This is a genomic window from Streptomyces spongiicola (genome assembly GCF_003122365.1).
Classification (GTDB): domain Bacteria; phylum Actinomycetota; class Actinomycetes; order Streptomycetales; family Streptomycetaceae; genus Streptomyces; species Streptomyces spongiicola.
Map to the genome: position 1 here is coordinate 6,816,899 of NZ_CP029254.1, position 25,396 is coordinate 6,842,294.

The window sequence follows — 25,396 nt, forward strand, 5'->3', positions numbered from 1 at the left end:
GGGGCGCCCGCCGGTGGAACCCCCGGTGCCGGGGAGCCCGTCCGGGAGGCCCCGCAGGCCCCGCAGGCCCCGCAGGCCCCGGTGCCCGGCACACCGGCCGCCGACCTCCCGGCCGGCGGCGGCGAGGACTTCCCCGCCACCGGCGGCCTCGAAGTGCCCGGCGCCGACGGGCCGTTGGGTCTCGAGGCCGGGGCAGGTGCCGTGGCCTTCGCCGGGCCGGTGGCCGGCCCATCCACCACCCCCGCCGGTGCGCCCGCCACCTCCGCCGGTACGCCCCCGCCCGCGGGGGCCCTGGACGGTACGCGCCCGGTGGCGGTTCCGGCAGGTGCCGGGGCGGCCTCGCCTGCGCAGGCCCGGGGCGCGTCCGCGGCCGGTGGACCCGTGGCGCACGGCAGCGGTGCCGGGCTCGTCGTCCCCGTCCCCCTCGTACCGGGGTTCTCCGGCCGGGCCTCCGAGACCGCCGCCCTGACCCGGCGACTCACCGCCCGGGAGGGGCACGACGCCGCGACCGTGGTGGTGTCCGGGGCGCCCGGGACGGGCAAGACCGCGCTCGCCCGCCAGGCGGCCCACCTGGCGGCGGACGGTTTCCCCGGCGGCCGGTACCTCGTCCGGATGGTCCGCCCCGACGGGCGGCCCCTCACCGCGGGCGAGGTCGCGGCGGCCGTGACGGCGGCGCTGGGAGAGCCGGACGCCCGCGGCCGGGTCCTGCTCGTCCTCGACGACGTGCTCGACGCCGACCAGGTCCTGCCCCTGCTGCACACGCGCCCCGACGCCTCCGCCCTCGTCACCAGCAGGAGGGGCCTGGCCGGGCTGATCGCCGCGCATGGCGGCTGGGTCCAGCGCCTCGGCCCGCTCGCCGAGCGCGAGTCGTACGACCTGCTGCACACGGCACTCGGCGCCGAACGGGTCGGCGCGGAGCCCGGCGCCGCCCGGACGCTGGCCGAGGTCTGCTGCCACCATCCGCTCGCGCTGCGGATCGTGACGGCGCGTCTGCTCACCCGCCCGGCGCTGCGACTCGCCGACTGCGCCGGGTGGCTGGCCGAGGACCCGCTGGCCCGGCTCTCCCTGCCCGGCTCGCCGCACATGTCCCTCCGCCGGGTGCTGGACGAGGCCCTCGGCCGCCTCGACCGAGCATCGGCACAAGCCTTCCTGCGCGTCGCCGCGGGGACGCCGGGGGTGCTGCACACCTCCGACGGCGCCGCCCTGCTCGGTCTGCCGCCGCCCGAGACCGAGGACCTCCTCGAACGACTGGCGGACGCGGGGCTGCTCGAAGAGGGCCCGCCGGGCCCGTACCGCATGCACGACTTCCTGCGCCTCTACGCACGAGGCGGCCACTCCCCGCCCGACTCCCCGTCGACCCTCCCGACCGCCCCGACCGCCCCGACTGGCCCCCCGCCGACCCCGCCGACCCCGTCGACCCCGTCGACCCCGTCGACCGTCGTCCCGCCCACCTCCCCGGCGAACTCCGCATCGAGTTCCGCGACGACCTCCTCGACCGTCATCCCGCCCGACCGTCCCGAACAGAAGGTGTGACCGCCATGCCCACCGACGTCATCGAAGCAGACGACGCCAGAGAAGCCGGTTCCACGACGCCGGGCGGGGGTCCGGCGGCGAACGCGGCATCCCCGGACGGGACGGGGGCCCCGGCGGCCGCGGGCACCCCCGGGGAGTCCGGCACGGGCCGGACGCCCTTCGACACCCTCGCCGAGACCCGCCCCCGCATCCGCCGCGACGTGCTGTACACCGAGACCCCGGGCGGCGTCCTCTTCCACAACGCCGACGGAGGCTTCCATCTGACGGGCCGTACCGCGTACCGGTTCGCCTCGCTGATGGTGCCCCACCTCACCGGCCACCACAGCCTCGCCGAACTCTGCACGGGTTTCGGCGTCCCGCAACGCCGGATGGCGGCCGAACTGGTCCGGACCCTCTACGAGCGCGACTTCGCAAGGGACGTGCCGGCCGGCGAGGACGACCCGGCGAGCGGCCCTGGCGAGGCCCCCGCACGCCGCTACGCCACCCAGATCGCCTATGTCGACCACTACACCGACCGTGCGCCCGAGCGCTTCCGACGCTTCCGGGACACCGCCGTCGCGGTGCTCGGCGACGACGACGTGGCCCGCTGGTGCGCCCTGAGCCTGGTCCGCAACGGCTGTGCCGGGATCGCCCTGGGCGCCGACTTCCCCGAGGTGACCGAGGAAGCGGCAGCGGCCGCCGAGGACGGCTGCCCCGTACGGATCGACACGCTCCCCGCCGAACCCGACTGGCCGGAACTGGACGGCTACGACATGGTCGTGGTGACCGGGGCCGGCGCCGCGCGGCGCGTCCATCGGCTGCTGGCCGAGGGCGTCCCCGAGGGCAAGACCCTGATACCCGTGTGGACCCTCGGCGAACTGGCCGTCACCGGCCCGCTCGCCACCGCCGGCTCCGCCGGCTGCTGGTCCTGCGCGCTGCTGCGACTGGGAGCCAACCACGACGCCGGCGCCGCCGCCGCACTGTGGAGCGAGGTGGCGGGCGCCGCCGCCGAACCCGGCCGGCCCGCCGGCGCGGGCCCGCTCGGGGGACCGGTGGCCGCCATGACGGGCAATCTGCTCGCCTACGAGATCTTCCGCATCGCCACCGGAGCCCTGCCGGCCGAGACGCACCGGCAGGTGCTGCTCCAGAACCTCCAGTCCCTCGACGTCGTCGCCGAGCCGCTGCTGCCCCACCCGCGCTGCTCGCTGTGCGGTCCCGCGACCGCACGGGCCGGTGCGGGTGCCGGTGTCCGTGGCGGTGGGGAGGCCGGCGAGGGTGCCGACGTCCGCGCCGACGGGGAGAACCCGCCCGCGGCCCTTCCCGGCAGTGGCACGGAGGCGGCGCCCGCCCTGCCGGGCCCGCTCGCCGTACCCGCCACCGCAGGCGTGGAGACCGCGCGCGACGCCGAGGACACCGTAGACGCGCTCAACCGCACCACCACCGCCCTCGTGGGCGCCTTCGCCGGGGTCTTCGTCCGTTTCGACGACGAGAGCCTCACCCAGTCCCCGCTGAAGGCCACCCGGCTCGAGGTGGCCCTCGCGCCGGGCACGCTCCGTACGATCTCCGCCTTCGACGTGCACCATCTCGCCGGCGCCCGCACCCGGGCGCTGCACCTGGCGTCGGAGACATATGTCGAACACGTCGTCCCGGTACCGGTCCTGGCCGGCGCGGGGACGGAGCTGCCCGCCGTGGCGCCGGCCGCGCTCACCACCGGCGCCGGCACCGCGACGGCCGCCGAGGTCGCCGCCTGGGTCCCGGCCGCGTCGCTGCTCACCGGGGAGCGCCTGAGGGTCCCGGCCGCCGCCGTTCGGCCGTTCGGCCCGTACAACCGCGAGCGGATCGTCCTCGCCACCTCCGCCGGCGCGGGCTCCGGCGGCACCGACGCCGAGGCCGCCGGAAGCGGCCTGCTGTCGGCCCTCGCCCACGACGCCCTGCTGCGCGCCCTGAGCGGAGCGGCGCGGACCGCGCCGGTCGCACCCGACGACGACCCCGAACTCGTCTTCCTGCTCAAGTCCGCGGTCAACCTGGGCATCGAGGCCGACCTGCTCGACCTCGGTGAGGACGCGCGCACCGGCGCCTTCGCCGTGCTTGCCCGGGAGGCCGGCGGGCCGGACGCACGCTGGGCCGTCGCCGCCGCCCTCTCCCGGGGGAAGGCGTGCTGCGCCGCCCTGCGGGATCTGCTGGGCGCGGTCCAGCTGGCAGCGGACACCGCCGGGTCCGCGGCCGGGTCCGCGGCCGGGGGCGGCGCACGCGGGCCGGCCGCCGACATCGGCGACCCGCTCGTAGCCGATCTGGCGGCGGGTACCGTCACCGCCACGGACGGTCCCGTGCCGGCAGACGCGCCCGGCACCACGTTCGACGCCGTCCTCGAACGGCTGCGTGCGAGCGGCCGGGAAGCGCTGTACGTCCGCACGACGCCGGCCGATCTGCTCTCCGGGGGTATCGCCACCGCCCGTGTCCTGCTCACTCGGGAAGGCCGGGGGAGCGGCACCGATGCCCGCTGAAACGAACACGCGCCGAACCGGCAGCGCGACGACGACCACCACCGCGATCTCCACGACGACGGCGACGACGACGGCCACGGCGACGGCCGCGGCCACGGCGACGACGACGGCCACTGCCTCCGCCGCCACCACCGCCGCCACCGCCACCGCCACGGTCACCGGCACCGGCACCGGTACGGTCACCGCCACGGCCCGGGACCGGTCCTGTGAGGAACTGGCCCGCCTTCTGCGCCCCGCTCTCACCCGGCACGGGATCCGCCCCCGGTTCGACATCGCGGCCCTCGGCATACGCGACGCCTTCGCCCCGCCCTCGGCGGGCGAGGCCGGACGGTATGCGTCCGGCCCTGCTTCCCGACCGGGTGACGGTCGTCCGGCCGCAGATCCGGACGGCCCCGGCGACTCCATGGCCGGACCGGTGGACCATCGTGACCCAGCGGCCGGTCAGGCCGGTCAGGCCGGTCAGGCCGGTCCGGGCGGTCCTGCCGGTCCGGGCGGCCCCGGCGACTTCGCGCTCGTACCCGGGGTCGCGTCCGTGGAGCCTCTCGCGTCCGTGGAGCCCCTCGCGTCCATGGAACCCCTCGCGTCCATGGAACCCCTCGCGTCCATGGAACCCCTCGCGTCCGTCGAACCCCCCGTGCCCCTAGAAGCCCCCGTGCCCGTCCGGCTCTACGGCCACCATGCCGTCGTCGGCCCCCTCGCCCCCGGCACGGGCGGCGCGCCCCGCCCCTGCGCACACTGCCTGGAGCGGCGCTGGCAGGCCGTGCGGTCGGTGGCGCTGCGGGAGGCGCTGGAGCTGGGTTCCGGCACCCGGTCCGCGGGCCGGCTCCCCTATGTCACGCCGTTCACCGCGGACGCGCTCGCCGCCCTGATCGCCGCCCTCGCCGCCGGTGCCGGCCCCCGCACCGGGGCGTTCCCACCCGTGCACCTGGTGGACCTGCGATCACTGACGGTGCGTCACTATCCGTTGGTGCCCGACCCGGAGTGCCCGCGCTGCGCCGTCCCCGAGGAGGACACCCCCCAGGCCGCGGCGCTCACCCTACGGCCCGCGCCCAAGGTCCGGCCGGGCAGTTTCCGGGTGCGCGACATCGGCGACTACGGCCTCGCCGTCGAGCCGTTCGCCAACCCGCTGTGCGGCGCGCTCGGGCCGTCCGTCGTCCACGACGTGTCGTCCACATCCACCTCGGCCGCCATCGGCTGCTTCTCCATGCGGTCCGGCGACTACCTCCGCGAGACCTTCTGGGGCGGCCACGCCGACAGCTTCGGGCACAGCGTCCGCATCGGCGTACTGGAAGGGCTGGAGCGCTACGCGGGGATGCGCCCGCGTGCCAAGCGCGCGCGGGTGACGGACTCGCTCGACGCGCTCCGGGCCCGCGGCGCCCACACCGTCGACCCGCGCGTGTGCGGGCTCTACTCCGACGACTTCCACCGGGCCAACCCCAGGGTCAGGCCGTTCACCCCCGACCGCGAGATCCCCTGGGTGTGGGGCTGGTCGCTGCGCGACGAGCGCCCCGTACTGGTGCCCGAGGTGCTGACGTACTACCACGCCCCCGGCCTGGAGAACCGGTTCGTGCAGGAGAGCTCCAACGGCTGTGCGTCGGGCGGCTGCCTGGAGGAGGCCGTCTACTTCGGGCTGATGGAGGTCGTCGAGCGGGACGCGTTCCTCCTCGCCTGGTACGGACGGGCCCGCCTCCCCGAACTCGACCCCCGCACCAGCACCCGGCCCGCCACCCGCCACATGGTGGAACGGCTGGAGATGTACGGCTACGAGGCCCGCTTCTTCGACACCCGCATCTCCTTCCCCGTCCCCGTCGTGACCGGCGTCGCCGTACGGTACGACGGCGGTCCGGGCCGGATGTGCTTCGGCGCGGGCGCCGGTCTCGACCCCGAGGCCGCGCTCGCCGGAGCGCTGTGCGAGATCGCCACCGACGCGGTCAACCTCCAGGGCCGCACCGAGCGCGACGAGCCCCGGCTGCGCGCCATGACCGAGGACTTCCACCGGGTCACCGCCCTGCACGACCATCCGCTCGCCTACGGCATCCCGGAGATGGGCCGCCACGCCCACTTCCTCCTCGGCGAGCCCGGCGAACCCCGGCCGCCCCTCGTCCCCATGGCCGAGCGGTACGGAGACGGCACGGTGCCCCCCGTCTCCGGCGACCTCCGCGACGACCTCGTCCGCTGCCTCGACGCCGTCACCGGCGCCGGCTTCGACGTGGTCGTCGTGGACCAGACGATGCCCGAGCAGCGCGGGCTCGGGCTGCGCACCGTCAGCGTGCTCGTCCCCGGCCTGCTGCCCATCGACTTCGGCTGGAGCAGGCAGCGCGCCCTCGGCATGCCCAGGCTGCGCACCGCCCTGCGGGAGGCCGGTCTGCGCGAGCGCGACCTGACCCCCGCCGACCTCAACCCCGCGCCGCACCCCTTCCCCTGACCGCGCCCGCCCCCTCTGACCGGGCCCGGCCCGGCACCCCACGGAAAGGAGCACCCCATGGGGTACGCCCATGACTACGCCGCCGCGATCATGCAGCGGGGCAGGGTCCCGATGCCGCCGGCCGACTTCGTCCCGAACTGGGCCGACGGCCCGCGGAAGACCAAGCTCTACCCGGGCGCCGACACCGTGCCGCTGCCCGGCCACACCGTGCCGCCCGGGGCGACGGTCGGCCGCGGACTGGCGCCCGACGACGACGGCCCCGAGCGGCCCTTCGACCTGCCCGCCCTGTCCGGCATGCTGCGGGACTCCTACGGGCTCACGGGCCGACGGCTCGGCGTCCAGGCCAACACCGACCTCGACGCGCTGCCGTTCCACCCGCTCGCCAACTGGTCCCGCGGCACCGCGTCCGGCGGGGGCCTCTACCCGGTCAGCGTCTACTGGGTGTCCGGGCCCAGCGGCCCCCTGCCGCCCGGAGTGCACTACTACGCGACCCGGCACCACGCCATGCAGCGCCTGCTCTCCGGCGACGTCTCCGGAGAGGTGCGCGAGGCCCTCGGCGACCCTGCCTCCGCCGGCGAACGAGCCGCCGGCACCGACCAGTTCCTCGTTCTCGGGGTCAAGTACTGGCAGAACGCGTTCAAGTACAACTCCTTCTCCTTCCACGCCGTCACCATGGACGTCGGCACCGTGGTGCAGACCTGGCGGATCTGGGCCAGGTCGCAGGGCCTCGGCATCGAGCCCCTGATGTGGTTCGACGAGCGCAGGATCGCCCGGCTGCTGGGGGTCCGCACCGAGGACGAGGGCGTGTTCGCCGTCGTGCCGCTGCGCTGGCGGGGCGCGCGGGCCAGGCCCGCGCCGCCGGCGGGCACCGCGACCGTCCGCCGCCGAGACGTCGAACGCTCGCGCACCGTCCTCACCTTCGACGCGGTGCGCGGGATGCAGGAGGCCACGGAGGAGCACGCCGCACGGCGGCCCGCCGCGGCGGCGCTCGCCCCGGCCGCCGCTCCCGTCCCCGACCGCGCGCTGCCGGCCGTCCCGCTCCCCGCACCGCTGCCGCTGGACACCGATGTGCGCACCGCGCTGCGCGACCGCCGCAGCAGCTTCGGCCGGTTCGACGCCCGGCGGCCCCTGAGCGCCGAGCACCTGGCGTCCTGCCTGGCCGCCGCGGCCACCGGCGCGTCCCTCGGCGGCGACACCGGCACCGGCACCACCCGGATCGCGGGCCTGTACGCCTTCGTCGGCCACACCGAGGGCATCGCACCCGGCACCTACGCCTACGACCCGGCGGCACACACCCTGCGGCTGGTGAAGGCAGGACCGCCCGGCACCTTCCTCCAGAAGAACTACTTCCTGGCCAACTACAACCTGGAGCAGACCGGCGCGGTCCTCGTGCCGACCGTCCGCACCGGCGCCGTGCTCGACACCGTCGGCGACCGCGGCTACCGGATCGCCAACGCCGTGGTCGGCGCGATCTCGCAGAGCGTCTACACCGCCGCCTCCGCCCTCGGTATCGGCTGCGGCGTCGCGCTCGGCTTCGACAACGTCTCGTACTCCGAGGAACTCGGTCTCGAACGGACCGGGGAGTCACCCCTGCTGATCATGATGCTGGGCAGCGAACGGCCCGCGCCCGCCGACTTCCGCCACGAGATCGCCTGAACCATGAGAACCGGAAGGGTGGGGACCACGATGCCGTTCATGCTCCGCGTCGCCGGGCTTCCCGTCGACAGCGTCCGCGAACTGCGCTGCCCGGACAGCCGCCGCTGGGCCGACGACGTGCTCGCCGAGACCGAGCGGCTGGCCGCCGAGGGCACCCGCCTCGGGGACCTGCTGCACGGGCTGATCGGCCACAACGAGGACGATTCATCCCGGCGGAGGCTGCTCGCCCTGCGCCGCGCGGTGTTCAACAACCGGCTGCCCGGCGAGGCGAGCACCGCTCTCGGGCACGTCCGCGCGCAAGCCCCGCACACCGCGGCGATGCTGGAACGCTGGCTCACCGACCGCCGCGCCCTCGACGCCCGCCGCGCGGAAGGCGCCGCGCTGGTGGCCCGTGAGACCGGCCGCGCCCGGGCCGCCCTCGGCCGGCTGGCGGGGGAGCCTCGGCTGCGCGGCGGCCTGCTGCTGGCTTCCCCCACACTCGACGCCCGGCTCGACGAGTGGCGTGGGCGGCTGGCCGCCGACCCGGACCGTACGCCCGGCAAGCGGGACCGCAAGATCGAGCGCTCCCTGCTCGCCTACCTGTACCGCACTGCGTGCAAGACGAGCCCGTTCAGCACGTTCACCGGTGTGGTGCCGGGGGAGTTCACGGTGGGGGAGGCCGGGTCGGAGGAGTGCGCGGCGGGGGAGTGCGCGGCGGGGGAGGCCGCCGATACGGGCGGGACGGCGCACGGCGGGACCGCGACCGGCGCCCGCGAGCCCCGCGACGCCCGCGACGCCCGCGAGGCCCTGGCCGTCCGCGTCGACGACGAGTGGACCGGCCGCGCCCGGCTCAACGTGGCCGCGCTCGGCCGGCTCGCCGAGGCGGTCACCGGTGACGCCGCCCGGCGCGCGGATCTCCCTCTCGCCCTCGCACCGGGCTGGGGCCGCGTCGACGACCGGGTGCGCTATGTGCGCCGCTGGGTCACCTCGGGCGACGAGGACACCGCCGTCACCTTCGACGCCGTCCGGGACCGGTTGTTCTTCCTGCGCAGCAGCGGCACCCTGGAGCGGCTGATCTCCCTCCTGGAGGACCGCGGCAGCCTCCGCCACGCGGATCTCGCCGCATGGCTCGCCGCCGACCGCGGAGCCACCGAGGCCGAGGCGGAGCAGTACCTGACCGCCCTGCTCGACATCGGCATGGTCCAGGTCCCGGGACTGCGCACCGCGGTCCACGACACCGATCCGCTACGCGCCTTCCAGGACTCGCTCCGTGCCCTCGGCAGCGACTGGGCCTCCGGACTCGCCGATCGCCTCGACGCACCGCTGTCCCGTGTGGACCGCTTCGCCGCCGCGGCGCCCCGCGACCGCCGCGAACTGCTCGACGGCCTGCGGGAGGACCTGCACGGTGTGCAGAGGGAACTGGGCGCCGGGCGGGGCAGGGTGCCGCAGACGGTGCTGTACGAGGACGTCGCCGCCGGCCGGGAAGTGCGGCTGCCGCTGGACGCCTGGACGCGCTCGGTGGCCGGATCGCTGAGCGCGGTCGAACGCGTCCTGCCCGCCTTCGACCTCACCCTGCCGCAGCGCATCACCTTCAAGGGGTTCTTCCTCGCCCGCCACGGCCGCGGCGGACGCTGCGACGACCTGCTGAAACTCGTCCACGACTTCCACGAGGACTTCTTCGACCAGTACCTCTCGTTCACCTCCCGGCGAACCCCGTTCGATTCCGAGGGCCGGTATGTGCCGGAGGAGAACTGGCTGGGTCTGCCCCAGCTCAAGGCCCTCGACACCGCCCGCCAGACGTTCGCCGAGGGGATGCGCGCCCTGTGGGAGACCCGCGGGAACGGCGGGGACGGCGGGGATTCCGGGGATTCCGGCGGTACTCGGCGCGGCGGGGATTCCGGGGGCGCTGGGGGCACTGGGAACAGCGGCGACGGCGGCGGGGACGGCGGGGAACTCGTCGTCGGCGAGTCCCTGCTCGCCGAGGTCGCCGCCGAACTGGAGTCGGTCGCGCCGTCGTTCGCCCCGCTGAGCCATCATGTCCAGCTGGCCGTCTCCCGCGGTGGCGAGCCGCTGGCGGTCCTCAACCGCTCCTACGGCGGGGTCTCGTTCCCGTTCAGCCGCTTCGCCGACTGCTTCGAGGGCCTGGAGGAACGGCTGCTGCACCGCTCCGCCGGACTCTGCCCGGACGGAGCGGTCCTCGCCGAGGTCACCGGCGGACCGGTCACCAGCAACCTCAACCTCCATGGGCGGCTGACCGAGTACGAGATCGTCTGCCCCGGTGAGAGCGCCACCCTGCCCGAGCCGTACAGCCTCCACCTGGACGATCTGCATCTGGTGCACGAGGAGGACGGCGACCGGCTCGCCCTGCGGTCGGCCCGGCTCGGCCGCGAGGTCGTGCCCGTCTACCTGGGCTACCTCGTGCCGCTCGCCCTGCCGGAACTCCCCCGGACCCTGCTGCTGCTGTCGCCGAGTTCCATGTCCCCGCTGAACGTGTGGGGCGGCGTGCCCGAGAGCGACCCGGTCGGCGGGGTCACCCGCAGACCCAGGGTCCGGCACGGCGGTGTGGTGCTGAGCCGGCGGAGCTGGAGCGCGCCGGCCTCCGTCCTGCCGCCGCACGGCAGGGACCGGACGCAGGAGGACTGGTTCCTGGGCTGGCACTCCTTCCGGCGCGCACACGGGCTCCCCGACCGGGTCTTCGCCACCGTGACGGACAGCGGGGCGCGCGGAGCGACCGGCGCCAAACCGCAGTACGTCGACTTCGACAGCCCGCTGTCCCTCGCGGCGTTCGAGGCGACCCTCGGAACGGCGGCGGCCCGCGTGGTCTTCCGCGAGATGCTGCCGGACGAGAGCGGACTGCATGTGTCGTCCGCGCGGGGCCGCCATGTCGCCGAACTGGCCGTGGAGACCACGGCCGTCCCCACCCGACCGAAGGGACGACGTTGACCACGACCGCCGCTGACAGCGCCCAGCCCGCCCGCGGTTCCCGGACCGCCTCCGCCCCCGGGTCCGGGTCCGTTTCCGGCTCCGCCCCCGGCTCCGCTCCCGGCTCCGGCACCGGCTCCGCTTCCGGCTCCGCTCCCGGGTCCGGCACCGGCTCCGCTCCCGGGTCCGGCACCGGCACCGGCTCCGGCCCCGGTTACGGTGCCGGGTCCGTCTCCGCCGACGCCCGGGAGGCCGGACCCGGCCCGGAACCGTTCGACGGCCCGGAACCGGGCAACGACAGTGTGCCCGCCGCCCGGCCGGGATCAGCCCCGGCCGTGGCCCACGACTGGCAGGCCACCCATGTCTTCTACGCCGCCAACCCCCGGCCCATGCTCCTCCAGTGCATCAGGCCCCTGGTGGCCGCTCTGGAGGAGGACGGGCTGATCTCCGGCTGGTTCTTCATCAACTACTGGCTGGAGGGGCCGCACGTCCGGCTGCGGCTGAAGCCCTCCTCCCCGCAGACGGCGGCGGAGGTGCGGCGCCGCACCGAGGAGGCCGTCGACGCGTTCCTCGCCGAACGCCCCGCCCTCTACGAGGTCGACTCGGGCTTCCTCAACGACTTCTACAACACGCTGTTCGACATCGAGTTCCCCGGCGCGGAGCGCGGCCACTACACCGACGCCCAGGGCCGGATGCGGCTGCGCCCGAACAACTCCCGCAGCGCGGAACCGTACGAGCCCGAGTACGGCAAGTACGGAGGCCCTGCGGGAGTAGCCCTCGCCGAATGGCACTTCCGCCACTCCAGTGACCTGGTCGTCGAGGCCTTCCGCACCAAGAACCTCCATCTGCGCACGGTGCTGCTCGGCACGTCGGCGCAGCTGATGATGGTCATGTCCGGCACCTTCCTGCACGGGGACACCGAACTCGCCGACTACCTGGACAGCTACTACACCTTCTGGCACCGGGCCTTCCCCGGGACGGGCTTCATCGGCAGCGAGGAGTACGACCGCAACTACGCGGCCATGGCGCCCTCGCTCGCGGGCCACTTCACCCGCGTCCGTGCCGCCACCCGCGACGGAGCACCGGGCCGGCTGCCCTCCTTCCTGGCCGGCTGGGCCGAGCACTGCGCCGAACTGCGCCACCGCGCCGAGAAGCTGGCCACCGACGGGGACCTGGTGTTCCGTTCCTGGGACGGCGCGCGCGACGAACGGGTCACCGACCCGGCGGCCGCACTGCCGCTGCTGCTCTCCCCGTACATGCACATGACCAACAACCGGCTGCACGTCACCATCAGGGACGAGGCCTACCTCGCGCACGTTCTGAGCCGCGCCCTGCGCGAACCCGAGCGCGAACCCGAACCCGGACCCGGGCGTGAATCCGCAACCGGACCAGAGGAGGCGAGGTGACCACCCCGGCCGTACCGGCGCGCTACCGTCCCGCGCTCCGCCCCGGGGTGCTCCTCAGCGACGAACTGCTGCACGGGCCGGACCTCGTCCACCTGATCAGGAACACCGGGAGCGGGAAGTCGTTCAGGGTCGGCCCGCGGGAGCACTTCCTGATCTCCCGGATGGACGGAACCCGGACCCTGGAGGAGATCGGAGCCGACTACGCGGGGCAGTTCGGGCGGCGCCTCGGGGACTCCCACTGGCGGTCCCTGCTGGCGCTGCTCGGCTCCCGCGACCTCCTCGCGGGCCGCCCGGCTCCCACGGCCGCACCGGAGGGCGAGGCTGCCGGAACCCCGGCCGGGACCGCGGCCGGGACCGCGGCCGGGACCGCCTCCCGCCCGGCGCCCGTGTCCGGGGGCGAGCCGCCCGTGTCCGGGGCCGAGCCGCCCGCGGCAGGGCGGCTGCTGCGCGGCAGCGTCCGCCTCGTCGCGGACGCGGACGCGACCGCGACGAGGCTCCACCGCCTCGCCCGGCACCTGCTCTCCCCCGCCGCGCTGCTGCCGCTGCTGGTGCTGACCGTGGTCATGGAGACCACCCTGCTGCTGCGCCTGGGTGAACTCCTCACCGACACGGCCGCGTTGTTCAGCGCGCCGGCACTGCTTCTCGCGGTCGCCACGCTGCTGTGGCTGAGCACGGCACTGCACGAACTCGCCCACGGAGTCCTCGCACACCACCACGGCGGACGGGTGTCCGAGATAGGGCTGCGCTGGCGCCTCCCCGTGGTCATCATGTACTGCACCGTGGACGACTTCCTCCATCTGCCCGGACGGCGAGGCAGAATCGCCACCGCCGCCGCGGGCGCCGCCATGAATCTGCTGTTCCTGCTGCCGTTCTTCGCCGTCTGGACGCTCGCCCCGCTCGACCACACCACCCGCCAGGCGCTCGGGGCGCTCCTCCTGCTGGGCAGCGTGCAGGCGTTCGCGATGCTGCTCCCGCTGCCGCCCCTCGACGGGTACCGGATCGCCGCCCAGCTCCTGGGCGCCACCGGACTCGCCGCCTCCACGGCCGCGTACCTGAAACTGGTGCTACGGCGCGACCGGGCCGCCGCCCGATACCCCCGGCGCGCCCGGCGGGCCTACACCGCCTACGGAGCGGCGGTCGCACTGACCCTCGCCCTGCTCGCGGCCGCCGCGGCGGCCGTGTTCCACCACTACCTCACCACCGCGCCATGACGGCCCTCCGGCCGCGATCCGCACCCACGAAGGAGAGTTCCATGCCCCCCACCGCCGGCCCGCAGGACGGCCCGGCCGTCGCCCTCGACACCGTGCACAAGCGCTACGGCGCCGTGCAGGCCGTCGACGGCGTATCCCTGACCGTCCCCCGTGGTGAGTTCTTCGGGCTGCTCGGGCCCAACGGCGCCGGGAAGACCACCCTCGTGGAGATCATGGAGGGCCAGCGGCGCGCGGACTCGGGCGCCGTCACCGTCCTCGGCCACAGCCCCTGGCCCCGGAACCCGGCGCTCCTGGCACGCATCGGCGTCCAGACCCAGTCGTCCGCCTTCTTCGTCCGGCTCACCGCCCGGGAGCATCTCCGTACGGTGGCCGCCCTGTACCGGGTGGACGACACCGCCGCCGAGAGCGCGCTGGCCTCCGTCGGCCTCACCGAGCACGGCGGCACCCGGGTCGACGACCTCTCCGGAGGGCAGCGGCAGCGGCTCGCCATCGCCTCCGCCCTCGTCCACCAGCCCGAGCTGATCTTCCTCGACGAGCCGACCGCGGCCCTCGACCCGCAGGCCCGCAGGACGCTGTGGCAGGTGCTGCGCGACCTCAAGGGAGAGGGCCGCACCATCGTCTACACCACCCACCACCTCGACGAGGCGGAGGAACTGTGCGACCGGGTGGCGATCCTCGTCGGCGGCCGGGTCGTCGCGCTGGACAGCCCGGGCCGGCTCATCGAGCAGGGCAGTCCCACCACGCGGCTGCTCGTGCCCGCCGCGCGGCTGGACCTGGAGACGGCCCGGGGTATCCCGGGTGTCGAACACGCCACCCTCGACGGCGACTCGGTCGTCCTGGAGACCCTCGACGCCGGCAGCGTGCTCGCCGCCGTCGACGCCCTCGCCGGACTCCGCGGTGTCCGCACCCGCACCGCCGGACTGGAAGACGTCTACCTCCAGCTGACCGGCGCGCCGGAGGACCACCGCAGCCAGGGCTAGGGCGTGCGGCGAGAGTCCCTCCTGGCCCGCGGCGCCCGGCACGCCCTCTCCGGTCGCCCTTCGGACACGGGAGGTGCCTCCGCGCTGTGTTGCCGGAGCCGTCCGGGTACGCCCGGTACCTCCGGTACGTCGAGTACCTCCGGCGCGGGGACGGTCCTCCGCCTTGTCACCGGATGCACCGCACGCACCGGACGCCGCGGGCCCCGCGCTGCGGGCGGACGGAGCTACTTTCGCGACACGCCCCAGCCGGGCCCCGTCCCACCAGCCGGGCCCGGTACCGAGCCGCCGCCCCCACGGGCGCCGCCGGCACCGGCCCTGCCCCGGCCGCCGCCTCCCACCACTCCGCCTCCACCGCCCAAGTCCCAACCGCTGCCGCTGCCATCCCCACCGCCCACCACCTACCGCCTACCGCCCACCACCTACCGCCTACCGCCGGCGCCGAACGCCGGCCGACGAACCACGGAGACCTCCGCCATGAGCGCCTACGCCGCGCTGACCACGGCCGGATACCGGGCCTACACCCGGGACCGGACCACGCTCTTCTTCACCTTCGCCTTCCCTCTGCTGTTCCTCGTCGTCTTCGGCCTGATCTTCAGCGGGCAGGACGTCGAGCAGAGCGGCCGGCCGTACATCGACCACATCGCCCCCGGCGTCCTCGCCTGGGGCGTCGGCAACGCCGCCGTGTTCGGCGTCGCGTTCGTCCTGATGCAGTGGCGCCGCGACGACATCCTGCGCCTCATCCGGATGACGCCGACGCCCGTCTCCGCCGTCATCGCCTCCCGCTATGTGCTGGCGGTCGCCGTCGGCGTCGTCCAGTCCGTGCTGTTCGTCGCCGTGGCCATGCTGCCGTTCTTCGGGCTGGGCGTGTCCGGGAGCTGGCCGCTGGCGCTGCCCGTGCTCGTCCTCGGCATCACGGCCTTCCTGATGCTGGGGGTGATCGTCGGCTCGTACACCAGGACCCCGGAGGCCGTCGCCGCGGTCGCCAACTGCCTGATGATCCCCATGGCGTTCCTGTCCGGCTCGTTCCTCCCGCTGGACATGATGCCCGACTGGATGCAGACCCTGTCGCGGGTCCTCCCGCTGCGCTATCTCAACGACGGCGTCTCGGACGCGCTCACGGGCGGGAGCACCGGCGGAGTGCTCCTCGACTGCGGAGTGCTCGCCGGCTTCGCCGTGGTGCTCGGCGCCGTCGCCGTCAGGACGTTCCGCTGGAGCGACTCGTCATGACCACCACCGCCGCTACCGCCGCCGCTGCCGGCACCTCCGCCTCCTCCGAGGCTGCCTCCTCCTCCGCTGCCGACACCGTCGCCGGGGCCGCGCCACCGCTGGGGCGGGCCACCGCCATCCTCCAGGACGCCCTCTCCGCCCGGCGCACCGTACTCGGGGGCGCCGCACCCGGCGACGCCGCCGTCCCCGCACCGCTCGTGGTGCCCCTCGGCGCCGCGGACGTGCTCGGCACCGGCGCCCCCGACCCGTACGCCGCCACCCGGCCCCGGGCGAACGTCCAACTGACCGCCCGAGCCGTCCTCATCGGCCCCTGGGGCGGGACAGGCGAAGCGGCGTGCGGGCAGTGCCTCGCCATGCGCTGGCAGCGACTGCGCAGCCGCTCCGAACGCGAGGCACTCGAACGGGGCCGCCCGCCGCACGGGGCCACGGCCTGGCCGGTGATCACCCCCTACGCGGTCGACGCGGTGTGGGCCGCCTACCGGGCCGCCCTGGGCGGACGGCTGTCCCCACCGGCCGAGGCCCCGGCAGACCGCGCACTTCCCCAGGTGACCCGCGTCGACCTGGGGACCCTCGCGACGGTGACCTTCCCCCTGCTCCCCGAACCCCTCTGCCCGTCCTGCGTCACGGCCGTCCCCGAGACCGCGGACGCCGCCCCGGCCCGGCTGCGACCCGCCCCCAAACCGGACCCCGGCCGCTACCGGCTGCGCCCGGCCTCCTCGTACGACCTCCCCGAGCAGGCGCTCGCCAACCCCGTGTGCGGGGCGCTCGGCGCCCGTACCTGGATCAACCCCGCCTCGACCACCACCGCCCCCGTCGCCGGGACCAACTTCGTGCGCGGATACGCCGGCCTGAACGACGTCACCTGGAGCGGGCAGGCCAACAGCTACGCCGCCAGCCGCACGCTGGCCCGGCTGGAGGGTCTGGAACGCTACGCGGGCACCCACCGCCGCCGCGGCACCACGCCCGTGACGGCCTCGTACGACGACCTCGTCGCGGCGGGGACCCCCGTCGTGGACCCCGCGGCGCGCGGCCTCTACGCCCCGCAGACCTATGCGCGCGACCCGCTCGTCAGCCCCTTCGACCCGGCCCGGGAGATCCCCTGGGTCTGGGGCCGTTCGCTGCGCGACGACCGCCCGGTGCTCGTCCCCGCCCGCCTCGCCCACTACAGCGCGGGAACCGACGCGGACAACTTCGTCTTCGAGTGCTCCAACGGCTGTGCGACCGGCGGTAGTCCGGAGGAGGCGATCCTCTTCGCCCTGCTGGAGATCATCGAGCGCGACGCCTTCCTGCTGGCCTGGTACGGGCGCGCCCCGCTCACCGCGATCGACCTCCGCAGCTGCCGGCGCGCCTCGATCCGCGCCATGGCCGACCGGGCGGCGCTGCACGGCTACGACGTCCTCGCCCACGACACCACCATGGACCTCGCCGTGCCGGTGGTCACCGCCCTCGCCGTCCGCCGCGACGGCGGCCCCGGCACCCTGTCCTTCGCGGCCGCGGCCGGATTCGACCCCGAGGAGACCGTCGAGTCCGCGCTCTCGGAGGTGCTCACCTACATCCCGCACCTGCCGCACCAGGTGGCGGCGCGCCGTGGTGAACTCCTCGACATGGCCCGGGACTACTCCAGGGTGCTCCATCTGAAGGACCACGCCCAGCTGTTCGGCCTGCCCGAGATGGCCGTCCACGCGCGGGAGTTCCTGGAGCCGGTGGACGTGCTGCCGCTGGACGCCGTGTTCCGCGGCTGGACGGACTCCCTGCGGCCGCGGACCGGCGACCTCCGCGACGATGTGCGCTTCCTGGTCCGGCGGATCGCCGCCGCCGGCCTCGACGCCGTCGTCGTGGACCAGACGACCCCGGAGCAGCGTCGGTCGGGGCTGCACACGGTCGCCATGGTCGTCCCCGGCATCCTGCCGCTGGACTTCGGCTGGTCACGCCAGCGGGCCCTGCTGATGCCGCGGCTGCGGAGCGGGTTGCGCGACGCGGGACGGCGCCCGGACCTCCTGCCCGGACCGGAGGTCAGGGCCGTGCCGCATCCGTTCCCGTGACGGCCGGACCCGGGCGGGCGGTTCGAGTGCCGCGTACGGAGACGTCCGAGTCGTCCGTGCCGTCCGAGCCCGTGCCGTCCGAGCCGGTGTGGTCCGAGTCGTCCGTGCCGTCCGAGCCGGTGTCGTCCGAGTGCGGCGGCGTCCGAGCCCGTGCCGTCCGAGCCGGTCTTGTCCGAGTGCGGCGTCATGCGAGCGTCGCCTCGTCCGAGTGCGGCGCCATGCGAAGTCGCGCCGCCCGAAGCGGAGTCCTGTGCGGAGTGGACTCGTACGCGAAGCGGAGCCGTATGCGAGGTGGGGTCGTCGGAAGTCCTGCCGTCCGCCCGCATGCCGACGGCCCCCCGCCCCGCGGAATCGCCCGCCGGGGTGGGAGGCCGTGGCCCGTCCGGCGGACGGCCCGCGCGCCCGCGATCAGGCGCTGCAGGAGGTCGTGCTGGTGGTGCTGGAGCAGGTCGACGTGGAGGAGCACGACGTCGAACCGGCCAGGACGACCTCGGCGGCGTCCGAATAGTCCGAGATCTCGAAGGTCTCGGACTCCAGCTCCAGGATCTCGTCGGCGAGCGTGGCGAGTTCGGGCTTCGGGGTCATCTGCGTCTCCCTTGGGTGTGCGGGGCCGGCCGGCGGGTCCGGCGGTCTCCTCGCTCGGGACCATTGCAGCCGAACGGCCTTTCACCTCACCTCGGCTCTCGCTGACACTTCGCTGACACCCCTTGTCAGCGGAACGCCGGGCGTCTGTCGTGCGGGCCGGGGACGCTGGCGGATGAGCCGCCTTCCGGTCCGCCACCGCCGCACCGAAGGCAAGGAGACGCGTTGAACGCAGCAGAAGTCCCGCGGGACGTCCTGAGGGACGCCACCGCGCTGTATGTCGACCTGCACGCCCATCCCGAGCTGTCGGGCGAGGAGGTCCGCACCGCCGGGGTGCTCGCCGCCCGGCTCGAGCGGGACGGCTGCACCGTCACCCGCCGCGTCGGCGGGCACGGGGTCGTCGGCGTGCTCCGCAACGGACCGGGCCCCACGGTGATGGTCCGGGCCGAACTCGACGCGCTGCCGGTAGCGGAACGCACCGGCCTGACGTACGCCAGCACCGTTCCCGGCGTCATGCACGCCTGCGGACACGATCTGCACACCGCGGCGGCCGCCGGCGCCGTCTCCCTCCTCGTCGGCGACCGCGACTCCTGGCGGGGCACCCTGGTACTCGTCGGGCAGCCCGCGGAGGAGACTCTCAGCGGCGCCCGGGCGATGCTCGACGACGGCCTCTACGACCGGTTCGGAACCCCGGACGCGGTGCTCGCCCAGCACTGCGCACCGCTGCCCGCCGGATGTGTCGCCCACGGGCAGGGCCCGCTGATGGCCGCCGGTGCCACGCTCGACGTGGTCGTCCACGGGCGCGGCGGGCACGCGGGCACGCCGCACCTGGCCGTCGACCCCGTGGTCACCGCCGCCGCCGTGGTGATGCGGCTTCAGACGGTGGTGTCGCGCGAATCCGCGCCCGGCGAGCGGGTCGTGCTCACCGTCGGTTCACTGCACGCCGGGGACCGGGCCAACGTGATCCCCTCCGAAGCCCGGCTGTCCGTGTCCGTCAGGGCGTTCACGGACGCCGCCCTGACCCGGGTGACCGAGGCCGTCCGGCGGGTCGTACGAGCCGAGTGCGCGGCCTCCGGCTGCGACCGCGGACCGGAGATCACGGTCACCGCCTCTTCGCCCGTGCTGGAGTCCCACCCGGAGACGGGCCACCGGGTGCGCAGCGCACACCAGGACGCCTTCGGGCCGCACCGGGTGACCGGCTGGCCCGGATCCACCGCCACCGAGGACTTCCCCCACTACGCCGAGGGCGGGGTGCCGGTCGCCTACTGGATGCTCGGAGTCACCGGCGTCCGGCAGTGGCGGGCGGCCGGCAGCGGTGAACCGGTGCCGGCCAACCACACGGACACCTTCGCGCCCGACGTACGCACCGCCCTCCCGGCCGGCATCACCGCGATGGCCACGGCCGCGCGAAGTCTGCTGGGCACCCCCGGCCGCACGGCGGGCGCGGCGCGATGACCGCCTCCGGGCGGGACTACGTCGACGTCGTCGCCGTGCGCGACGACCGTACGGCACCCGCGGGCGAGACCACCGTCATCCGGCTGCTGGGTCTGCTGCCCGGGCACTGGCCCTGCCTGCCCGAGGTCCGTGCCGACCGCATCCGGCTGCGGATCGCCCTCGATTCGGCCACCGACCCGCGCACGGTCAGCAGCGCCGTCAGCCGGGCGCTGGCGGACTCCGCGCTGCGGGGCTGGTCCCGCCACCGGGACTGACCGCCGGTACCTGAGGGCGCCGCCCGTGGACCGTCCGGGCGTCCCACCGGAGGGGCGCCCGCTCCCCGGTGGCGGTAGCGGGCGCCCGCTCCCGGGTGCCGGAGCGGTGCCGTCGGGACGGGTCCGGGAGTGGTGCCGTCGGGACGGGTGCCCGAGGGGTGCCGTCGGGACGGGTGCCGGAGGGGCGGGTGCCGGAGGGAACGGTGCCGGAGGGAACGGTGCCGGAGGTTCGCCGTCCGCGCGGCCGGCCCCATCCGGACGGGTAACGGGCGGTGGCGGCTCGACCCTCACACCCAGCCGCGTTCCCGTGCCAGCAGCGCCGCATGGGCCCGGTTCACCGCACCGAGTTTCTGCATGATGTCCGCGACATGGCGCCGGTACGTCCGCACCGACACGCCCAGCTCCCGTGCCCCCACCTCGTCCTTGCCGGCCGAGCACATCGACAGCAGCACCCGCTGCTCGGTACCGGTCAACCGCTTCTCCTCACCCTCCGGCCCGGCGACGGCGGTCAGTTGCTCGGCCTGGGACCAGATCTGCTCGAACAGGGCGATGATGTTCGCCACCAACCCGTTGCTGCGGGCCAGCAGCGCGCCGCGTGCCGTGTTGCGCGGATCCACCGGCACCAGGGCCGTATGGCCGTCGTATACGAGGATCCGCTCGGATATGTTCTCCGCCACCCTGATCAGGGCGCCCTCCGCGACCAGTTCCCGCAGGTATCCCGCGGTGGGCGGATGGTCCAGAGCGGCCCGCAGCACGACGTTCCGGATACGCACACCCCGGCGCAGACAGCGCATGTCCAGCGGACGCGACCGGGCGATGTTCTCGGCCGACAGCCTGGTGTACGGCTCCACCGAAAGGATCTCCTCACGGGCGAAGAACGCCAGGTCCTCTATGCGGTTGCGGATGTCGTCCAGACCGTGCAACTGCTCGATGCCCTGCGACGCCATCAACTCGCCCTGCTCGGCCCGCAGACCCTGCACGACGTGCCGGGCCTGAGTCACCCGCTGCAACTCCTGGTGCAGCGCATGGAGCCGGGCGTCCATCAGCCGGGCCACCGCCACCTCGGGATCCGCCGGTGCGATACGGCCGTCCGCCCCCGTGGGATGGATCAGCCCGAGCCGCCGCAGTCGCTCCAGGCAGCGCCCCGGATCCTGTTCGGGGCCCGATCCGATCTTGTCGGCGAGCGCGAGCAGGTCCTCGCTCGTCGTGTCCGGATGGCGCAGACAGTGCCGGTAGAGTTCCTCGTCCGCGGCGGACACGCCGAGCACGGCCATCTCGTTCTCACGCAACGCGCCCTCGGTGTATGAGTTCGGTCCGCCGGGAAGAGGGTGACCCCCGGCTGCGTACCACCGAAGGCTATCCCGCATACCAGGCATTCGGCCCTACTCCTCCCGCACCCGTCGTACCTGCCGTTTCGCAGTGTCGTACGGAACGCTTCCCTCCGGGACGGGTGGGACGAGAGCTGATGCCTTCCGACCCGCGACCTCACCGCGGTGTCGCCTCTCCGGGCGCTCCGCGGACCGCCCCGACGCCCCGCTCCCGCGCGACCGCTCCCGCACGATCTCGCTGCGGTGCCGGGAGCCGGGAGCCGGGAGCCGGGAGCCGCCGGACGCGGGGCGCCCCTGCCCCGCCCCGCGCGATCGCGTCCGGGCCACGGCACCGTGCCCGGGCGGGCGGGCGATCGACGACGATCGCCACCGGGTTGTGACCGGACATGACCGAACACGTCTGGGAGACCGACGCCTGGCCGACGCCCCGAAAGGGTGATGTCCTCGACGTCCTCGACGTCCTCGACGTCCTCGACGTCCTCGACGTCCTCGACGTCCTCGTGCTCGCCGGTCCCGTCCGGCTGCGCGACAACAGCTCCGCGATGACGCGGGTGATCGAGCGGCTCCACGCCTGCGCCGGCCTGACGCCTGCGCCGGCCTGCTCAACGACAAGGGGCGGTACGCCTACTACGGACGCCTCGGCGGCTGCCTGATCAACGGAGACGAGGACGGTGTCAAGCACTGCGCGATGGACGTGCTCTACAGCCTCCAGCACCTCGGCCGGCTACACCGTCCCGCCGCAGGCGGACGCCGGCTGGATCGGCGAAGCCGGCCCGGGACCGTCCTGTCTCGACCCCGGTTCGTGCGGACCCGAGAACGAGTTCACCCGGCGCAACACCACGCTCATGACCTGGAACCCGCTGCCTGGCTGCACCCGGCCGCGATGCTCAAACAGGCAGGCGGCAGACCCGCGCACGGCAACCGGCGCACGGAGTGGGACGCGGGCTGCCGCTCCGACCCACCGAACCCCGAACACCGGTAGCCCCGGCGAGGAGGGCCTCCGTGGACACGCCGGTGCCGAAGGCGGGTGTGCGGCGGGCCGCGCACCGCGCCGGTTCAGCCCCAGCCGCTGACCACACGGTCGCCGGGCCCTCCTCGGCCTGGACCACCGTCCCTGCGCACCCTCTTTGCCCCCTGGCTTCGACCGGCTCGACCGGTTCACCGGGCCTGCGCGGCCCAGGCGGAGCACCGCCCGGCGCGGGCCGGGGTGAATCTGGGTGAACCTGGGTGAATCGCGGTGCCGGGGTGGACCGGGAGCGTGCGGCGAACCGGGAGCGTGGGGCGAGCGGGGCCGGTGTCCGTCCGGAGGCTGTGCCTCACTGACCGGGGGTGACGGACTTCTCGACCTCCGCGAGGGTGGCGCTGTCGACCAGACCGGTGTCCTCCAGGACCTCCAGGTGATCCAGGACCGTCTGGTTGGCCTGCCGTGCATGACGGCGGATCAGGTCGTTCTGGGTGGCCGCCCGTACCTCCGCGATGGTGGCGAAGATCTTTCCGTGCGAGGAGCGCAGAACGTTGGCGAAGAGACGGTCGAACTCGGCCCCGCGGGAGTTCTCCAACTGCCGTACCCATTCCTGCTGTTCATCCGTCGCCTCGTCGGGAATCGGCACCCCCAGGATCTTCGCGTCCTCCCGGACCAGTTGGTCGAGCTTGCTGTGACCGTCAAGCAGATGCAGACCGGCGCGCTTGACGGCCTCGCTCGACGCGTTCGTCTGGGCCAGCCGGCCCGCCGGGATCTCCCACAGTCCGGCCTGGCGCACCTTGACCAGGAACGTCTTGTCGATCTCCGTCACCGGCTGCGGCCCGGCCGGAGCCTGCCCGGCCTCGTCCGCCGCGCCGTCCTTCTGCGCGCCGGTCGCATGGCCGGTGCCGGACGAGTGCCCGTAGCCCTCCCCTGCGCCCTGGCCGTAGCTGCCCTGTGCGGCGATTCCGGCCTGTGCCTGTGCGGCCGGAGCGTCGTCGTCACCTTCCCGGGTCGCGATCAGCACGGTCGCGATGACCGCGCACACGGCGGCGACGGCGGCCAGGGTCCGCAAGGGGGTTCCGGACTCTGCTGCACGTCTGTTCGGACTCATGATGCCTCCGGGCTCCGCCTGGTCTTCGTGCCCGTTCATGTGGTCGGGCGCTGTCTGCGGGACTACTGGCACGCCACGCAGACAGCAGTACGGACAGGGGCGCCGGTGTGTTCACCGCCCGCCTGGATTCGCGGCAGTCCTGGATTCGCGGGAATCGCTGGATTCGCGGGAATCGCTGGATTCGCGGGAGTCCTGGATTCGCGGGAATCGCTGGATTCGCGGGAGTCCTGGATTCGAGGACGGTGGCGGGCGCGGTCCAGCGCCTCAGCCGCCATGCGCCGACGACGTGCCCGCCAGGTGCCCGCTATGTGCCGGCTTCCGCCCGGCTGTGACGGGTGCGTTGGGTGCGTTGGGTGCGGCGGGTGTGGCGGGTACGGGTGCCGGCCCCGTGCCAGTCCAGGCACAGCGCCGCGGCATCGTCCTGGAGCCGTCCGTCGCAGGCGTGGGACACCGCTTCGGTCAGGGCCCGCACGACCTCCCGCGGGTGCTCCGAGGCGGTGTCCAGGACGAGTCCGGGCAGGTCGACGCTCTGCGCCCGGCGTTCCTGCATGCCGTCCGTGTAGAGCAGGAGGCGGTCGCCCGGGCGCAGGTCCAGGTCCTGCGCCCGGTACGGGTCGGGTGTCGGCACCCCGAACGGCAGATGGGCGTCGAGCCGGACTTCGCCGACCCGGCCGTCGCGGAGCCGCAGCGGCCACAGATGGCCCGCGTTGACCACGCGCGCTCCGGATCCGTCCAGGGCGACGCGCAGAAGGAGCCCGGTGGCCAGGGCGTCGCGGCCGTGGTCGAGGACGGCCTGGTGGATCCGGTGCGCCTGCTCGGTCAGGTCGCCCCCGTCCCGGCGGGCGCCCCGTGACGCGTTGACCAGCAGAGTCGCCAGCAGGGCGGAGTTGACGTCATGGCCCATGGCATCGGTGACCGACAGATGCAGTGTGTCGTGGTCGAGGGTGTAGTCGTAGGTGTCGCCGGAGATGGCGTCGGCGGGGACCAGCGCCGCGGCGAACGTGAACTGCGCCGCCTCGCAGCAGGACGCCGAGGGCAGGAGCTGCCGTTGGATCTCGGCGGCCAGGCTGACCGGGGTGGTGCGCTGGCCCCAGTGGTAGAGGTCCGTGAAGCGGCGGTCCGTGACGATCATGTACGCAAGCGCGCGGGCGGTCTCCTCGACCTGCTCCACCACCTCGTCACCGGCATCGGGCAGGGTCAGTTCGAGCAGGCCGATGGTGTCGCCCCGGTTGGTGACGGGCACGATCACCCGCTCGCCCCGCTCGCCCCGCTCGCCCCGCTCGCCCTCGCGCAGCCGCGCCGGCCGCTGGGTGCGCAGGACCTCGTCGTAGCGGCTGCCGGTCAGTTCGATCTGTTCCGCGTGGCGGCCCTTCCGGGTGGCGATGTCCTCGCCGACCCGTACCAGTCTCCGGCCGACGATGTCGACGATCAGGAACGACACATGCCGCGCGCCGAGCCGCTCCCGCAGATCGCGGGCGACGACTTCGACGGACTCCACCGGTGCGGCGTCCTCGGCGGCGGCGAGCGTCTCCGCCAGCCCGTTCCGGTGCTGCATCCCGGTCTCCCCGCTGTCCGTGCCTCGTCCCGTAGAACCTGCATCCGCGGGAAACCTATCCGGCGAAGAGTTCCGTACCAACCGCGACGCGTTCCGCGTTCGCCGGGTCGGGCGCATCGTCGCCGGCACCCGCCGACCGACTTCCGCCGCCTGCCGACTGCCGCATGTCGCCTGTCCGATACGCGCAGGGGCGCAGGTCACGCGGAGGGTCGCGGCACGGTACGCTGCCTCGTATTTTGTCGTACGACAACGATTCCCGGATCGACGGTGCGGCGGAGTACGG

General features: G+C 74.5%; 15 protein-coding genes and 1 pseudogene. 12 read left to right on the plus strand and 4 right to left on the minus strand.

Translation table 11 applies throughout. The features are described 5' to 3' along the window. Positions 1-1,538 precede the first annotated feature (1,538 nt). The 9 genes from DDQ41_RS29650 to DDQ41_RS29695 all read left to right on the plus strand — a co-directional run bounded on the left by DDQ41_RS29650 (position 1,539) and on the right by DDQ41_RS29695 (position 17,864). Positions 1,539-4,016 (plus strand): TOMM precursor leader peptide-binding protein, encoded by a 2,478-nt coding sequence (locus DDQ41_RS29650; RefSeq protein ID WP_109297226.1) that lies wholly within the window; start codon positions 1,539-1,541, stop codon positions 4,014-4,016. A 403-nt stretch (positions 4,017-4,419) separates the two neighbouring features. Next, a complete protein-coding gene (locus DDQ41_RS29655) occupies positions 4,420-6,441 on the plus strand; it encodes a TOMM precursor leader peptide-binding protein (protein WP_394342199.1) in 2,022 nt (673 codons plus the stop codon). A 57-nt stretch (positions 6,442-6,498) separates the two neighbouring features. Beyond that, positions 6,499-8,097: a SagB family peptide dehydrogenase gene (locus DDQ41_RS29660; protein ID WP_109297227.1), complete on the plus strand. Its 1,599-nt coding sequence runs from the start codon at positions 6,499-6,501 to the stop codon at positions 8,095-8,097. A 39-nt stretch (positions 8,098-8,136) separates the two neighbouring features. Further along, the gene (locus DDQ41_RS29665) at positions 8,137-11,019 is read left to right on the plus strand and encodes a lantibiotic dehydratase (protein WP_394342168.1); all 2,883 of its coding nucleotides are present in this window, start codon (positions 8,137-8,139) and stop codon (positions 11,017-11,019) included. Between the two features lie 281 nt (positions 11,020-11,300). Further along, positions 11,301-12,404 (plus strand): lantibiotic dehydratase C-terminal domain-containing protein, encoded by a 1,104-nt coding sequence (locus DDQ41_RS29675; RefSeq protein ID WP_394342200.1) that lies wholly within the window; start codon positions 11,301-11,303, stop codon positions 12,402-12,404. Continuing rightward, a complete protein-coding gene (locus tag DDQ41_RS29680; RefSeq protein ID WP_109297229.1) occupies positions 12,401-13,615 on the plus strand; it encodes a zinc metalloprotease in 1,215 nt (404 codons plus the stop codon). The genes DDQ41_RS29675 and DDQ41_RS29680 overlap by 4 nt, the downstream gene beginning before the upstream one ends. Positions 13,616-13,656: 41 nt before the next feature. Continuing rightward, positions 13,657-14,595, plus strand: coding sequence for an ABC transporter ATP-binding protein (locus tag DDQ41_RS29685; RefSeq protein WP_109297230.1), 939 nt, complete (start codon positions 13,657-13,659; stop codon positions 14,593-14,595). Positions 14,596-15,069: 474 nt separating this feature from the next. Continuing rightward, complete coding sequence (locus DDQ41_RS29690) at positions 15,070-15,822, plus strand: ABC transporter permease (protein WP_109297231.1); 753 nt, start codon at positions 15,070-15,072, stop codon at positions 15,820-15,822. Further along, on the plus strand, positions 15,819-17,864 hold the full coding sequence (locus DDQ41_RS29695; protein ID WP_109297232.1) for a TOMM precursor leader peptide-binding protein: 2,046 nt from the start codon (positions 15,819-15,821) through the stop codon (positions 17,862-17,864). Before DDQ41_RS29690 ends, DDQ41_RS29695 begins: the two co-directional genes overlap by 4 nt. 408 nt (positions 17,865-18,272) lie before the next feature. Here the strand turns inward: DDQ41_RS29695 and DDQ41_RS29700 are convergent, their stop codons facing one another. Further along, entirely contained in the window at positions 18,273-18,449 is a 177-nt protein-coding gene (locus DDQ41_RS29700) for a thiazolylpeptide-type bacteriocin (protein WP_017948544.1), read from the minus strand. A gap of 222 nt (positions 18,450-18,671) precedes the next feature. Between DDQ41_RS29700 and DDQ41_RS29705 the strand changes: the two genes are divergently transcribed. Further along, complete coding sequence (locus tag DDQ41_RS29705; RefSeq protein ID WP_109297233.1) at positions 18,672-19,901, plus strand: amidohydrolase; 1,230 nt, start codon at positions 18,672-18,674, stop codon at positions 19,899-19,901. Next, entirely contained in the window at positions 19,898-20,155 is a 258-nt protein-coding gene (locus DDQ41_RS29710; protein WP_109297234.1) for a hypothetical protein, read from the plus strand. The genes DDQ41_RS29705 and DDQ41_RS29710 overlap by 4 nt, the downstream gene beginning before the upstream one ends. Before the next feature lie 287 nt (positions 20,156-20,442). Here DDQ41_RS29710 and DDQ41_RS29715 read toward each other — a convergent pair whose 3' ends face one another. Beyond that, positions 20,443-21,429: a LuxR C-terminal-related transcriptional regulator gene (locus tag DDQ41_RS29715; protein ID WP_109297235.1), complete on the minus strand. Its 987-nt coding sequence runs from the start codon at positions 21,427-21,429 to the stop codon at positions 20,443-20,445. A gap of 545 nt (positions 21,430-21,974) precedes the next feature. On the opposite strand from DDQ41_RS29715, the pseudogene DDQ41_RS29720 reads away from it, so the two are divergent. After that, positions 21,975-22,465, plus strand: a pseudogene (locus tag DDQ41_RS29720) (flavodoxin family protein); the annotation flags it as partial. Positions 22,466-22,799: 334 nt separating this feature from the next. Here DDQ41_RS29720 and DDQ41_RS29725 read toward each other — a convergent pair. Together DDQ41_RS29725 and DDQ41_RS29730 are read right to left on the minus strand one after the other, a co-directional pair. Further along, positions 22,800-23,558: a DUF4142 domain-containing protein gene (locus DDQ41_RS29725; protein WP_262508618.1), complete on the minus strand. Its 759-nt coding sequence runs from the start codon at positions 23,556-23,558 to the stop codon at positions 22,800-22,802. Between the two features lie 304 nt (positions 23,559-23,862). After that, positions 23,863-25,113: a PP2C family protein-serine/threonine phosphatase gene (locus DDQ41_RS29730; protein ID WP_109297237.1), complete on the minus strand. Its 1,251-nt coding sequence runs from the start codon at positions 25,111-25,113 to the stop codon at positions 23,863-23,865. Positions 25,114-25,396: the final 283 nt, after the last annotated feature.